This is a genomic window from Mucilaginibacter mali, assembly GCF_013283875.1.
In the GTDB taxonomy this organism is placed as follows: Bacteria; Bacteroidota; Bacteroidia; order Sphingobacteriales; family Sphingobacteriaceae; genus Mucilaginibacter; species Mucilaginibacter mali.
In genome coordinates this window covers 2,845,120-2,859,594 of record NZ_CP054139.1, presented here as the reverse complement: position 1 = coordinate 2,859,594, position 14,475 = coordinate 2,845,120, and the positions used below count along the sequence as shown (strand labels likewise).

The 14,475-nt window shown below is 43.2% G+C and carries 15 protein-coding genes; 2 read left to right on the top strand and 13 right to left on the bottom strand.

The features are described 5' to 3' along the window. Positions 1-91: 91 nt before the first annotated feature. Positions 92-652: an SMC-Scp complex subunit ScpB gene (scpB, locus tag HQ865_RS12060; protein WP_173415135.1), complete on the bottom strand. Its 561-nt coding sequence runs from the start codon at positions 650-652 to the stop codon at positions 92-94. Positions 653-771: 119 nt separating this feature from the next. On the opposite strand from scpB, the gene HQ865_RS12055 reads away from it, so the two are divergent. Together HQ865_RS12055 and HQ865_RS12050 are read left to right on the top strand one after the other, a co-directional pair. Then, positions 772-1,458 (top strand): ferritin-like domain-containing protein, encoded by a 687-nt coding sequence (locus HQ865_RS12055; protein ID WP_173415134.1) that lies wholly within the window; start codon positions 772-774, stop codon positions 1,456-1,458. Positions 1,459-1,469: 11 nt separating this feature from the next. Further along, positions 1,470-2,339, top strand: a complete 870-nt coding sequence (locus HQ865_RS12050) for a ferritin-like domain-containing protein (protein WP_173415133.1) — start codon at positions 1,470-1,472, stop codon at positions 2,337-2,339. A 71-nt stretch (positions 2,340-2,410) separates the two neighbouring features. On the opposite strand, the gene HQ865_RS12045 is transcribed toward HQ865_RS12050, so the two are convergent. Genes HQ865_RS12045 through HQ865_RS11990 form a run of 12 tightly spaced genes read right to left on the bottom strand, consistent with a single transcriptional unit; the run spans position 2,411 to position 14,441 of the window. Next, a complete protein-coding gene (locus HQ865_RS12045; protein ID WP_173415132.1) occupies positions 2,411-3,946 on the bottom strand; it encodes a hypothetical protein in 1,536 nt (511 codons plus the stop codon). 9 nt (positions 3,947-3,955) lie between these two features. Further along, positions 3,956-4,507 carry a WcaF family extracellular polysaccharide biosynthesis acetyltransferase gene (locus HQ865_RS12040; RefSeq protein ID WP_173415131.1) on the bottom strand — a complete coding sequence of 184 codons (552 nt, stop codon included), beginning with the start codon at positions 4,505-4,507 and terminating at the stop codon, positions 3,956-3,958. Then, positions 4,494-5,054, bottom strand: coding sequence for an exosortase Y (xrtY, locus tag HQ865_RS12035; RefSeq protein WP_173415130.1), 561 nt, complete (start codon positions 5,052-5,054; stop codon positions 4,494-4,496). The genes HQ865_RS12040 and xrtY overlap by 14 nt, the downstream gene beginning before the upstream one ends. Continuing rightward, positions 5,032-5,907 (bottom strand): glycosyltransferase family 2 protein, encoded by an 876-nt coding sequence (locus tag HQ865_RS12030; protein WP_173415129.1) that lies wholly within the window; start codon positions 5,905-5,907, stop codon positions 5,032-5,034. Before HQ865_RS12030 ends, xrtY begins: the two co-directional genes overlap by 23 nt. Continuing rightward, complete coding sequence (locus HQ865_RS12025; RefSeq protein ID WP_173415128.1) at positions 5,904-6,524, bottom strand: class I SAM-dependent methyltransferase; 621 nt, start codon at positions 6,522-6,524, stop codon at positions 5,904-5,906. The genes HQ865_RS12030 and HQ865_RS12025 overlap by 4 nt, the downstream gene beginning before the upstream one ends. Then, positions 6,517-7,650 (bottom strand): XrtY-associated glycosyltransferase XYAG1, encoded by a 1,134-nt coding sequence (locus HQ865_RS12020; protein WP_173415127.1) that lies wholly within the window; start codon positions 7,648-7,650, stop codon positions 6,517-6,519. The genes HQ865_RS12025 and HQ865_RS12020 overlap by 8 nt, the downstream gene beginning before the upstream one ends. Continuing rightward, a complete protein-coding gene (locus tag HQ865_RS12015; protein ID WP_173415126.1) occupies positions 7,647-9,059 on the bottom strand; it encodes an exosortase Y-associated Wzy-like protein in 1,413 nt (470 codons plus the stop codon). Before HQ865_RS12015 ends, HQ865_RS12020 begins: the two co-directional genes overlap by 4 nt. Next, a complete protein-coding gene (locus HQ865_RS12010) occupies positions 9,052-10,203 on the bottom strand; it encodes a glycosyltransferase family 4 protein (RefSeq protein ID WP_173415125.1) in 1,152 nt (383 codons plus the stop codon). Before HQ865_RS12010 ends, HQ865_RS12015 begins: the two co-directional genes overlap by 8 nt. A 1-nt stretch (position 10,204) precedes the next feature. Next, positions 10,205-11,491, bottom strand: a complete 1,287-nt coding sequence (locus HQ865_RS12005) for a glycosyltransferase family protein (RefSeq protein WP_173415124.1) — start codon at positions 11,489-11,491, stop codon at positions 10,205-10,207. After that, positions 11,488-12,705: a glycosyltransferase family protein gene (locus tag HQ865_RS12000; RefSeq protein ID WP_173415123.1), complete on the bottom strand. Its 1,218-nt coding sequence runs from the start codon at positions 12,703-12,705 to the stop codon at positions 11,488-11,490. The genes HQ865_RS12005 and HQ865_RS12000 overlap by 4 nt, the downstream gene beginning before the upstream one ends. After that, positions 12,695-13,426: an FkbM family methyltransferase gene (locus tag HQ865_RS11995; RefSeq protein WP_173415122.1), complete on the bottom strand. Its 732-nt coding sequence runs from the start codon at positions 13,424-13,426 to the stop codon at positions 12,695-12,697. The genes HQ865_RS12000 and HQ865_RS11995 overlap by 11 nt, the downstream gene beginning before the upstream one ends. Next, positions 13,410-14,441, bottom strand: a complete 1,032-nt coding sequence (locus HQ865_RS11990) for a glycosyltransferase family 4 protein (protein ID WP_173415121.1) — start codon at positions 14,439-14,441, stop codon at positions 13,410-13,412. The genes HQ865_RS11995 and HQ865_RS11990 overlap by 17 nt, the downstream gene beginning before the upstream one ends. Positions 14,442-14,475 lie beyond the last annotated feature (34 nt).

Genomic DNA, 14,475 nt, shown 5'->3' with positions numbered 1-14,475 from the left:
GATAAATTTACTACAAATCTTTTTTCTTATCAACTCAATTATCTATTCCAAAAATAATTAAAATCGGTTTTCGTCAAAAAATAAATAAAATTTATTCCTGCTCTTCGCCAATGCTAATTGTGTTCTCTGTAAAGTCTTTAATCTGAGGTAATTCGCTGATGCCGTTTATGCCAAAATAATCCATAAACAAGGGGCTTGTGCTGTATAAAAGCGGCTTCCCAACGGTTTCCGACTTACCCGATATCGTTATCAATTCCTTTTCCAGCAGTTTTTGGATAGAGTAATCGCTGTTAACTCCCCTTATTTGTTCCACATCCAGTTTGGTTACCGGTTGCTTATAGGCAATAATAGCCAGCGTTTCTATAGCGGCCTGGCTTAACTTCTTTTTCGATCGTTGCAGCTGCAACTGGTTAATAACCGGGTGATGATCTTTTTTGGTTAAAAACTGGTAACCATTGCCTATTTTAACCATTTCTAAAGCTAAAGCAGGCGACTGATATTTGGTTTTGATGCTATCAAGATGCGTTTTGATATCCTGTTCTGCAAAATCCTCCCCGAACGTGGCCTGCAGGCAGTAAACGATCTCTTCAACGCGGATGCTTTGTTCCGACGCGAATATTAAAGCCTCAATATGTTGTTCAATGCGATCCATTTATATATTTTTAGTAGAGCTTTTGGTGCTACTCTAACTGGTAGTGAAGTATTTATCTTAAAACGAAAACCGTTGTTCGTTTTTTAGGGTAAATATAATAAACGAAAAAACAATACCTTATGAAAACATTATTTGACACAGGAACTAACGTAAACATGGCTCGCCGGTCGTTTTTGCGCTATGCAGGTGCAGGGGCAGTTGCCGCGACAGGTGTACTGGCCATGTCATCGTGCCACAAACACCACGATAACATTTTTAACACAGTTGATGTAGGTTCGGGCGATACCGGCATTTTAAATTATGCCTACGCGCTTGAGCAATTAGAGGCGGCCTTTTATATCCAGGTTGCATTAACGCCGTACAGCGGGATTACGCCTACTGAGACAGCCTTGTTAACTGACATCAGGGACCACGAAGTAGCGCATCGCGAATTCTTCAAAGCAGCTTTAGGTTCAAACGCTATCGGCAGTTTGACCCCCGATTTTAGCAGTATTAATTTCAGTAATCGTACCCAGGTGCTTGCAGCGGCCCAGGCTTTTGAAGATACAGGGGTTAGCGCCTATAATGGCGCAGGCTACCTGATACAAAGCCCGGATTATTTGCTATTGGCCGGTAAGATCGTTTCGGTAGAGGCGCGCCATGCCTCATATATCCGCAACCTGGTTAGTTACGGTAGCTTTGCCAACAATATGATTTTAGATGGCAATGGTATGGACAAGGCCCAAAGCATCGCGCAGGTATTGCCCATTGCCAACACCTATCTTAAAACCAAAGTTAGCGCTGCTTCATTCAATTACGTCCCTTAATCAACATTGCCATGAATTTATTTGAATTATTCGAAGATATTGAAAAAGCTGATCCAGAGTTTCAGGACCGCATCAGCCCGCGCCGAGACGCGATAAAAAACATGACCAGTTTCGGTAGCAAAGTAGCGGTAGCCGCTTTGCCCTTTGCCTTTAGTGAGTTGCTTAAAAAGGCTTATGGACAAGTACCATCATCGGCGGTATTGGCCACATTAAACTTTGCCTTAAAACTGGAATACTTTGAAGCGGCGTTCTACCGCACCGGTTTAGCGCAAGCCTCGTTGGTTGTACCCACGTCAGATCGTACGAATATTTTAGCGCCGATTGCCGCGCATGAGGTATCGCACGTGAACTTCCTAAAAACTGCTTTAGGCACTAATGCAGTAGCGCAACCTGCCGATAGTAGTTATGATTTTACTGCCGGAGGGGCGTTTGCAACGGTTTTTACTAATTATGCAACCTTTCTTGCTGTAGCGCAGGTGCTTGAAGATACCGGGGTACGTGCTTATAAGGGACAGGCTGGTGTGTTGCTGAAAGACCAAACCTATTTAACAGCAGCCCTGAATATCCACTCGGTAGAGGCGCGCCACGCCTCGGCCATACGTTATTTGCGCCGTACTACCATTAGCGGAGCAAGCGCAACAAAACCCTGGATATCATTAGGGACCGGTAACGTAGCCAACGATACCGGCATCAGCACTGTTGATGGCAATTATGCATCAGAAAATAACACAATGCAAGGTAGTCCTGCTGTTGATATTACCAAATTGCCGGGTGTCTCTGCAAATTCTACCATTTCATTATCAGCGGCTGTTGAGGCTTTTGACGAGCCACTAACTATGGCTCAGGTGCTAAATTTGGTTGCTCCATTCCATGTTTCGTAATCCCCGAAAAATATCTAAATAAAAAAACGCTCCATTAATCGGAGCGTTTTTTTGTTTAAGATCGGTGCTGTTTACTTAGCCGAATATATAACGTAGTTTTTCCCGGGCTGTGCCAACTCAAAATTGCTGTAGCCAGGGAAATTTTTAAAATACATGGATGCCTTGGTGCCTACGTACGATTTTGGCAGAACGATATACAATGGCCCTTTGTGACCAGCGTATTTGTCGAAATCGTTTTGGGGTTGCAGGTTATCGTCTATTTCAGGGTAAGTGATCACGCGGTTGTGGTTGATCTCCAGCCCAGCATCGGGAGTGATGAATACAAAAATGGCGTTGCGTTGTGCTGCATCAAGCGCGCTAAGGTAGTTAAGTGTTGGCTGATCGATAAACACCTGAGCTAGCCCCGTACTGCCATGGCCGGATGAACTGACATTTCTTTCGTACCCGGTAGATAAAAACGTGTAATTAACCTTAATAATGTATAGCCATATCAGGGCGAATAATAGCCAGTACACTCTGTTTATTTTGCTTAAAGCGTAAATAATGCCAGGGGTAATGACCAGCCCGATGATACGCATATGCCTTGCTTCGTACGAGATATTGGCCTGCCTTAAAAAATTAATACTGTAAAACAATACGGCAACGCCATAGAGTATTAGCACTAACAACGTGTAACTGCTGTTGGGGGTGGTTTTACAGAGATATACAATTAAAGCTACACTTAGCAATGCCAATACAATAGTGATGCCTACGGGGTAATTGATAATGCCATTGCTAAAATCATCGATAGGCAAAGCCGTAAGCAGGGGGGATGCCAGCGGAAAGCAAAACGTTTCCCAGGCCCATTTAATTCCGTTTACATTAGCTGCCGGATTATCGCCTTTTGAGAGGTAACCCAGGTAGATGGTGGCCAAAGATAGCACGGCAGGTACCCCAATACTGATGCCATTTATCAACCAGGAAACAATTTTACTTCCCGTGGATAAGCGTATCCATAAATAAGCCAGGCCTGCTAAGTAGATCCATAAAAAAGCCGATTTACAAAAGAAACCGACAACACCCGACAGTAATACGAAAATCATTAATTGCCAGCTGACCCTGGTAAAATAGCAGCAGCCATATAAGAACCAGCCCGTGAAAGCGAAAAGGATAACCTCGCCACCATTATAAAAAATAAAGGGGATAAGGTAGATCTGCTGGCTGGCAATAAAGGCGATGCTGACGGCTGATATTAACGGGGGGAAGCCGATCTTTTTAAAAAAGGTGTTTAGGCCTGCTAATCCGCATAATGAACATAAGCTTATTGTTAAAGCAACAGCCGGCCCCATTTTTAATTTGAAAACGGAAATAAAAAAGTAAGGGACAAGATATTGCCCTGGCGACCACCACGATAAAAAGACGGAACCGTTTTGCGCAATGTCTTCATGATCGGGACTGATAAGGGTATTAAACGGGCTTCCCGCTTGCATGCTGCGCATTACCTTAAACCCCCATCCCGGATCGGGATATAGGGCGGGAGGATGTACAAAGATGAGCGCACCCATAATAACAGTGAATAAAGCGGTAGCGGCTAAAATTAGTTGAGTGATCTTTTTTTCGGAAAGCATTTAGTGTCTTTATTCTATTTCCCGTACGCGGATCTTTACCGCCGGGTTGCCCTGGTAAATACCATAGGCATCCATATTTTTATTGGCTACCGAACCTGTTGTGAGCACAGCGTGCGAGTGTATGGTGATGCCCTGGTTTACAATAGCGCCGGCACCTATCCATGCGCCATCTTCAAGCGTAACCGGGTTGGTGATCAGGTCGAACGTTTTTCTCTTATAGTTATGGCTGCCTGTTAAAATTATCGCGCCTTGCGATAAGCAGGCATTGGCACCTATGCTCACCATCACCAGGCTATCTATCCATACATTTTCGCCTATCCAGGTATTTTCGCCAATACTTAAATTCCAGGGGTACTTAATATTTACACATGGTTTTATCACCACGCCTTTTGCTATATGCGCGCCAAACATACGCAGTAGTAAAATCTTAAGCCCATTTATGGGCAATATGCTGGTTTTAAATATCAGCGCGTTGATATAAAACCATAGCAATCGTTTAAAAGCGTTACCGCCGGGATCGTACTCAGGGTTTCGATATAATGAAAGGTCAGTTTGCGCCATGTGGATTGTTTTTCTTTGCGGTAACCCAATAATACAAGGTTATGGCAATAACAATGTAAATAAAGATATTAAAGAGGGTATGATGGTCTATGATCTTGTTTTTTTGCCTGTTCCAATACAGCGCAAGCAAGGCCAGGCGTATCACATTCAAAAATTCGATGCAGAAAATGCCCGCGAAAAGGAAGGTAAGCCTGGCCTTCATCTGTTTGGGATAGGCGATAACAAACGCTGCGAAAAAGCTGAGGACACCCAAACCCAGGCAGGTATAAACCACCTGTATCATCCCCCGGCCGGCAACCAATAACTCGTATTTGTTGCTTACCACTACGTAGCCAAACAACTTCAGGATGCCCGCGCTCGATTTAATAAGCACCCAGCGTAAGCCATTAATATAATCGAAATGGGTAGCTAAAAAAGCGTTGTAGTGCCTGCTATTTGGTAGGGTGATGGCGAAATAAAAGATGTTGAAATAATAAAATAGCAAAAACAGCACAATAAATGTGATGATAAACTTTACAGGTTCCTTATTGCCGGGCTTTTGTATCATTACGTTCCTGCTTCAATATTTCATCTATTTTAATATCAACTACCATCCTGAACCAAAACGCCTGCATAAAATGAAATATGCTGCCCGTCCGTCCGTCAAGAAACCCTAATTTAAAAATAAAGCGGTGAAAGAAATATAAGAATGGCCTTACATAGCGTGGCGTATTCCACCATAACCTTTTCAACCATGCGGTACGCTCGTACGGGCTGCCCCAAAAATGTGGCTGGATAGTTTGCTGTCGCAGATCCTTTATCCGCTCTACTTCTTCCTGCGCCAGCAGATCGCTGTAGCGGTTGTGCTTGGCTATCCAAAAACTGATGTTATTCTCTTTAAGGTTTTCTTCGGTGATGAGCCCCTTCTTCCATATCACCGTTTTACCCGGGGCAATAAAGCGATGATCCATATTCTCGTTCAGATCGGAAAAACCAACACCATAACGGAACATCTTGAGCATATAAAAAGGATAGTACCCGCCATGCTTTATCCACCTGCCTTTAAAATAGTTTTTACGATTAAAATAGATACCGTTAACATCAGCATATTTTTCGGGATCGAAATCGATGAGCAGGTCTTTTAACTCCGGGCTAACTATTTGGTCGGCATCCAGGCAAATAATCCATGGGGTATTTATACTAAAGTTTGTTAACGCATAGTGCCACTGTTTGGGATGATTTTCAAACGGATGTTGTACAACTTCGGCACCATAGCTTTGGGCTATTTCAACTGTTCTATCGGTACTGCCGCTATCTAATACAAATATTGGCGCATTCAAATCAGCAACCGATGCCAAAAGGCGGGGCAGATGCACATCCTCGTTATAGGTTAATATGATAAATGAAAATGCCTTATTCACTTTAAACGTGCCTTAATTATCATCGATTTCCACAGATAAGGTATCCTGCCGCAACCTTTAAAGGTAATTACTTCAAATCCGGCATTAGTTAACAATTTACTAAGCGTACTTGCCGACCAAAGTTTAATATGGCCACCCAGCCACAGCGGGTTAGCATGCGTATCCCATTTGTTAAAAAGCGCCAGTACCAGGTTCTTTAAATAGCCATGATACGGGGTAGAGATAATGATTTGCCCGTTTGCCTTTAAGCAACTTTTACAAAAGTTGATAAAAGCTTCCGGATCGTACAAATGTTCAATTACTTCGGTTGATATAATGGTATCAAATTTTAATGATTGTAATGCAGCGGGTAATTCTCCGGTTGAAAGATCCTGTAAAAAAAACCTGTCGGGGTTGGTTTTGGCCGCAATGGCAATACCCTGTGCCGATGCATCGGTGCCATATACATTAAATCCCTGCGTTAACAAATAATTAGCCAAATAACCGTTACCACAACCCAAATCAAGTATGCAAGTATTAACCCCTTTATCGAGCATAGTTAATAACGGCGCCTGTATGTAGCTAAACACGTGTGTGGCGCCCTGGTCGGTATAGCCGTATTCGTGGTAATCAGCCATGTTGTGTAGTAACTTGTTGATACATATTGATATATTGTTGTGTTAAAACCGCTTCATTAAAATCGCGCCTGATAATACCGGGTGCCCTATTACTGATCCCGATTAACCGATCTGTATCCATATTATTTATCGCATCGGCAATTGAAGGCGCGTTTGTATCGCAAATCCAGCCCAAATTGTTTTCGGTAACGTAACCGGCCAACCCAACTTGCCGGCTTATTAATACGGCAGTCCCAACGCTAAGGCTTTCGATCACCACGTTACCAAAATTCTCATCGTACGAAGGTAATACCATCAGGTGATGTTCGGCAATAATATCAAACTTGTTTTCGTTTTGAAACCCTATCCAGCTAATGTTGGCTTTTATGCCATTTTGAACAGCCAACTGTTTTAAACGTGCTATATACAATGGATCACCGGTACCGGCAATGGTTAAATGCCAGGGGATGATAACATCAACCAAAGCATTTAATAAGATATCGAGGCCTTTTTTTTCTTCTATCCGTGAGAAAAAGAGCAACTTTAGCGGTTCTGCAAAATCGCCTGTTTTTGCGGCTATTTCGGGCAACTCAATAAAATTAGGAATAGTCATTATCTGTTTAGCAGTAATGATCTGCTGCAGATTATTTTTTTCGTACGCTGAGGTAGCGTGTATATAACTGCGGTGCAAAAGGTGTTTACCCAATAAATGATGGATACAGCTTTTAAAAAAACTGTTTTTATTATTGAAAGAATACCCGCTTAAAGTGCCCCTGGGCGATATAATTACCGGTACTCCCCGCATTATAGCCACCAGGGCCGATAGTACCGATACGGTATTCCACCACGCGTGGATATGCACTACATCAAAACGCCTAACCTGTTTCCATACGGCTTTTAATAACGAGGGAGAAAAGTGACTGTGATCTTTAGTTATCCGTTTAAAGTAATAAACAGGTACCCCGTCAACTTCAATTGGTGTGTTTTGATGAACAGGTAATTCAGTCGCCCCATTTGCCGTTGTAGTGAAAACCTGTACCTCGCAGCCCGAATGCACTAAATGCTCGCTCAGTTTTGATACCGACATGGTCGGCCCGCCGTAAATATAAGCGGGTTTATACGAGGCATTTATTTGCAGTATTCTCAAGCCGGTCGTAATATATTTTTTGATTTGAGCACGAAATGGATCAGGTGCATGGTAATATAACTCCAGAAAATAGTGTTAAAAATAAACTCGAAGCTAAGGCCCCTCCAAAATATCTGGAACAATCCCGAAAAAATAAGCGCTGTACCTAACAGGTAACCACCAAATAATTGCTCAGCTTTTTGCGAGATCAGTTGCGCAAGCATCCCATAAAAAAACAGACCTGCAAATATGCCTATTTGCCCGTACGAAAGATAAGCATCAACAATATAAGCAGGCTTGGCCGAAACCCGGGACCCGCGGCGTATTACTCCCGATGCATATACACGTTCCATTACCAGGTCTTCGGTGCTTGGTTTACCCGGCCATACAATGCGCGGAATAATAACCGTTGCCGCCTGTTTTATAATATCAAATTCATAATAATCAACTTTGTCTGGTGTCGATTCTACAAAGCCGGTAAACATATCTACCTCGCTAAGGCGGTACACGGCAAACGACCAGTTAGTATCGGATACATCGTCATCGGTACCGTTGTTTAACACAGCGTCTAAAGCCAGCTGAGAGGCCGCATCGCCGGAAACATCGCCGCTCCACGCGTTTTCCCTAAATATGCTGGCATAGGTAGGTAACAGCAAAAACAAGATAAGCAGCAAAGGGATAAAGGTAGCAAGCACCACCTTTTTATAATTGGGGTATAAAAATATGCCCAATACCATCACACTGATGATGATAGGTTCTTTAAACCCGGATGTAAGCGCGGTATAAAAATTTGAGAAATAGAGTACCAGGCAAATCACCGTATTCCATATTTTTTTTTCGGGAATGGCAAAGGCCAGTGCAAGTGTGCCGGCGATAAAGCTCAAGGTGCTGAACTGGTTAGAGAATTGTGATAGGCCCGGAACTCTGTTAAACACCATGTAAGCCGGAAAACTCATTATAGCTGTATAAAATAACAGGGATGCGGTGCGCTCCTGGTCGAATGTGAATTTTTGTTTTTCCGGATAATGCATGAAAACAAGTATGCCCGAAACAAAGGCCGCATGCCCGAGGCAATAATAGCGCTGGCATTGTGCCAGTGTCAGTAATTTATTCTGATCGACTACGAAAAAAGTACTTATCTTCTCAAAGTTCTCGTATCCTAATAAGTTGAAAAAATAAAATATAGATGTGCAGGCCATGTACCCGGCAAAAATAATGTGCACCAGGATGATCGGTCGCATCAGTTGTTCGCCAAAAGATAGGTCGGTAGGCAGGGGTTTCACCCAGCCCGAAAGCGTAAGCGCGAATATATAAAACGAACCTAACCAGGCAACGATATAGGATAAGGATGGGTCGCCCTTTAATGCAATGGCCAGGCCCCATGGCAGGTACAATGCAATAAGCCGCTCGTATGATATCCCCTTACTCATTTAATAGTTTATGTTCAATTGCACCGGCAATATGCGCAAAACTCCACGATTTTATCAATAGGGCGGATGCTTCGCCCATTTTTTTTAACCTGTCTTTTGAGTGGAACAACTCTTTTAGACTTGCTGTTAGCTCATTAATATTTTCACTGCTAAAGATAGCCCCGTTGTTTTTGCTTACCAGGTCAGCCGCGCATCCACACTTGTTGGATACCAGCACTGCCTTGCCGCAGGCCATCGCCTCGTTAACGGCCAGCCCCCAGGTTTCGCCCGGGCCTTTGGATGGCAGGCAGAAAATATCGCATGCCTGGTATACTACAGGCATCACACTCTGGTTTTTAAAATCCCGGAAATGAACGTTAGTATTTCCATGGGCTTCAGATACCAGATCCTCTTTAAGACGCCCGCTTCCTACAAAAAGCAAGTGCGTATGAGCCGCATTGACGGATAGGAATGCCTTTAAAAGTAATTGTGGCGACTTTTTTTCTTCCAGTTTTCCGGCAAAAAGTATCAATACATCATGTTCACCAACACCTAATTCGTGGCGCATGGTATTTGCTTCATGCTGATGTGGAACAGAAAAACGCTCGTTATCAATAGCGTGCGGGGCAAAGGATAACTGGTTGTCCTTTAAACCATATTTTTTGAAATAGGCCCGGTTGTTTGTGCCCACATAAAACGCGTGACCTACATGTTTGTAAACCCATTTTAGGTATAACAATTTCAGGATACTTTTCAGCCAGCCGGTATCATCGAGCAAGGTAGAATCACCACGGAAATAAACCGGCAGCTTGTTTTTAAAATGGCGGATAGCTTTTAAATGGCTGTTATAGTTCCACCCAAAAACCAGTATGGCCAATGGCTGGTAATTATCTATACGTTCAATCAGATCGGGATTGATGATCCCTTTCGAATGATGCGAGCCAGGTTCTGCCGAAGTGTTTTTAACCCATTCATACTCATATCCGTCCAGTAGCGGTATATCCCAGGTTACATTTTTGCCGAAACCCGGATCGTGTTTGGCCATTGAGTTGTCGCCCCAGGTGTAAAATACTTTTATACCAATATTCCCGCGTTCGGTCAGCAATTTAAAAACCGGCGCGTAATATTGAATAGGGTGGGTAGTTATGATGGCGAGCCTTTTCAATCTATCGTTTTAAAACCTGGTTAAATAATTCAACCTGTTTACCGGTTAGGTTTTTGGCGGTATAAGCATCGGCGTTGTTGTTTAATACTACCGCATCGGCCTTGCTATTAGCCCACTGTGTTAGGGTATATTGTATAACCGTTTCTAAAGCCGGCGTTTCGAAGGTAAATACCAGCGCGTTCTCCACACAGGTTTTTAGCATATTAACCACATTACTATGCGGGTGCAACACCGTTAACAAGGGCTTTTTCATCAACAGGCAAGGATAGATCTTTGATGCCGAATACTGCGGATCGTCGGATCCCGGCACGAACAAAGCATCTGCCTTTTGCAATATGGCAAGGCTGTGGTAATAACTAATCCTGTCGGTAATTTCAATTACGTGGTCTTCAATACCGTATTCGGCAGCTAAGGGTGCAATGGTAGGTGTTCCGCTACCTGTCGGGGCGTAACTGGTACCTATAAAATGAAATTTTATTTTGTTAAATAATTCCTTGTCTGTTTGCAGTCCGTTTTTAAATGCGCTGAACAATGGGGCGATAGCCTTATGCATATCAGCGCCACCACGGCCTACATAAACGATATTGAAGTAACCATAATTTAGCACTGAAGGGAAGGCTTCACTGTTTTTGATGGCTATTTCCAGATCAGGTTCAAACAGGCCAAAGGTGATGGTTTCCGCGGGGATATTTTTTATAGCCGGATAACGTTTTTTTAATACATCGATATAAGCCTGCGATACACTGATCAATCCCCCGGCTTTTTTTATAGCGATTGGCTCCAGGTACTTGTTTAAACGATACGAGAACCAATATTTTGGCGGGCGCTGGCTTTTGGGCTTATCGCGGTAGTAGTCGGAATGCCAGGGGTCCTGCATATCTATCACGTAAGAGATGCCGTATCGGCGTTTCCAGTATGCCCCTAAAATACAAACCGGGAATTGCGTAGTTGAAAAATAGATCAGGTTGTAACTGCCTCTTTTTAAAAGGGCGTTTACCGTTTGTTTGTAATATAGCAAAGACCGCAGTGCAATGCTGCCCAGGCCAATTTTTGACGTCCATGACTTATCTAATGCTTTTACCTTATGTATCCTGATATCTTTCGGTATACTTTGCAAAAGTAAGTTGTCCTTAACCATATCCACATAACTCTCGTCAACAGTTACTACTTCCGCATCCCAGCCAAAATCCTTAAAATAAGGTAAACTCATCCGCACACGCTGCATATCAGCCGCGTTAACAGGAGGGAAGTACGGCGAAATGATCAGTACCTTTTTATTCAACATCATATGGTTTGATTAACAAGCGATAAAAATTGCTGCTCTTCTGTATCCCAGTTCAATTCAGATTGACCTAAAACGTAATTATGCCGCTTATCCTTTATTAACGCTTCCGGGTTGTTTTGATAATATGATAAGGCTTCGGCTATAGACCCTATCCCATTGCTGTTATATGTTTTCCCCGCTACAGCATATTGCTGCATAAAATGCAATTGTGCTGTGGTATTACTGGCCAGAACGGGTAACCCAGCTTGCACATAAGTAAATATTTTATTGGTGAGGCAAATATCACGATTAAGTGGTGTGTGATTTTCCGAAGCTATCCCGATATCAAATTGCGAAGCGAATTTAAAAATATCATCAGGCGGTATGGGTGGATAAAAATGCACGATGCTTTTGGCGCCATGTATTCTACTCGTAAAAGCATCGCGGATGGTTGCATCGGCATCACCCAGTAAATGCAATTCAAAAGCATTATCCTTTAAGTACTGCAATGCATTGATAATCTGTTCTATACCCCGGTTTGGGCCAACCGTTTGTGAAAACCAAAATAGCTTTAAAATCCCGGTACTGGTTTCATCCGCTTTGATAAACCTGTTTTTAGGGAAAGCGTTCAGTAATACTTGTTGCTTAATTTGCGGATAAAGCTGCTGGTATACATTGCCAATCAACGGACTGCTTACACTGAGATAATTTAATTGCGGGATATACTTATCTTCTATCGCGGTTTTCATTCGTGCATCTAAGCTCCTGCTGTCATCGGTTACCTCGTTCCGGTGAAAATCCTCCGCATCGAATCCACATGGCTTGCCATATTTTTTGGCTGCCTTCACAACAGCAGGCAAAGCCCCAAGGTTATGACCAATATAAATATCGGCTTTGTGCCTTGCCGCTTCATATTGAAGAAAAATACTGCTCCGGGAAATCGCTGCCGGTGCAAACGACATTAAACCGGTTATGCGCGTAAACGCGTTTGCCAGCTTAAACAAGATCCGGCTTAAAAAATAAGTTCCTGGCCTATGTATCGGGTCGCCGCCGGCGCGAAGGGCCGTCCATTTTTTTGATGGGATCAGGTCATCGTCCAATTGTGTACCCCAGGCATTCCAATAGGCGTAAATAACAGTAACATCATAACCATTATCTGCAAGGGTATCTGCCTCCTTAACCAGGCGAGGGTTTAATGATGGTTGCCCGGCACTAACAAGTAATACTTTATACTTCAATCAGATTGGTGTTTACAAGCAACAGATCAGCATGGTTTAGTTTGAGTTTTCCCTTGCCTAAGCGATAGGAATCGTAAATACCGGAGACGATAAAGCCATGCGGGTGCAGGTAATTCAATATATCCGACATATGCGTTTTACAAGCATCGGCAGGGTCGAAACCCACTTCTATATAGATCAGCTTTACCCTATCGGTCAACATTGTGCCGAAGCCACTCAACGCTTCAATTTCAAAACCTTCTACGTCAATTTTCAGCAGGTCGATGATGTCGATCTTATATTCATTACAGATGTTTAGGCCTGCATCTACACTGATGGTTTCTACCTGCGAGAAGCTTTCGTTACCTTGCCCGTTAAGCGACGCGATACCGCTATACGTAGTGGACTTATAGATTTTGGCTTCACCTTTAGTACTGCCCAGTGCTTTATGTATGCAGATGATCTGCGGTTTTTGGGTGTTCTTTACCATTTCGGCATAAGTATCTGCCACAGGTTCAAAGCAATAAACTGTAGCATTTGGGAAATGGTTGCTATAGTATAGCCCGGTTTGACCTACGTTGGCGCCTACGTCAAAAATAGTTTGGGGATATATGCCGGCCCTTTTTAAATCGAGCACCATAAAGCGGCCATTGGGCAGGAATGAAACCAGTTTAATGTTCAGGCGTATCAGTTTATCGATAACGCCCGAGATAAACTGGCCTATTTTAAGTTTTAGGCTCATTTACAAGGTTAAGATAATTTTTTGCGATAAGCGGCAGGTTAAAACGATCATAGGCAGATGCGCGGCATTTATTTCTATCGATGCCGGATATTTTGGAGATGGCAGCAGTCATTTCCTGTACATCGTTCACAATAAAACCATTCACATTATCCGTTATCACCTCAGGTACCGATCCGCGGTTAAAGGCTATTACCGGTGTGCCGCAAGCCATGGCTTCTATCATTACCATCCCGAATGGTTCGTCCCATTGGATAGGAAATAATAGAGCTTTAGCCTTTCCCAGGTAGGTGTTTTTATCGGTATCGTTCAATTCGCCCACATATTTTACGCGCTCGCCATCAATATGGGGCTCAATTTCTGTTTTATAATATTGGTAATTATCGGCTGTGTGCGATACATTGCCGGCTATAATTAACTGCTGTCCGCTTGCTTTAGCGGCTTGTATAGCTAAGTGTACGCCTTTTATTTTGTCCAGTCTTCCTAAAAACATCAAAGGGGCATCGCCGGGTACTTCCTGTACAAGCTGGTAATCGTTAAAGTTGATGGTATTATAAACGGTTTCCCATCTGCCCGCTACATTACCTGTACTTACACAATAGTTGCTACAGGCTGTAAACACCATGTTTTTGCTGGGTAACCTATTGATGTAGCGGATATTGCGGGCGGAAACCCGGCGGCCATAGGTCATGATCTTCGCAACTTTGGCATTTAATACCGGTAATAAATAAACCAGCCGGCCAAAGTTATGGACCACATCAAAAGCGCGGTGGTTTTTAAGCAGATATTTCCATGCAAAGAATGTTTCCCTCCATTTTTGTGTTTTCGGGCGCTGAAGCGAATTAATGCCAAATGTTACCGTGCGCCCACTGCAATACGAATCGGGCCCGGCAAGCAACGTTACTTCATGGCCCATTCGTGTATACTCTTCAGCAAAGAGATAAACCAACCGCTCGTGCCCGCCATAAAATTTAGGGGGTACCGATATACCCGGATCCATAATGAGTAGTATCTTCACTGATGTTTTTTAATGAATAGTACTTAAAGAGCTA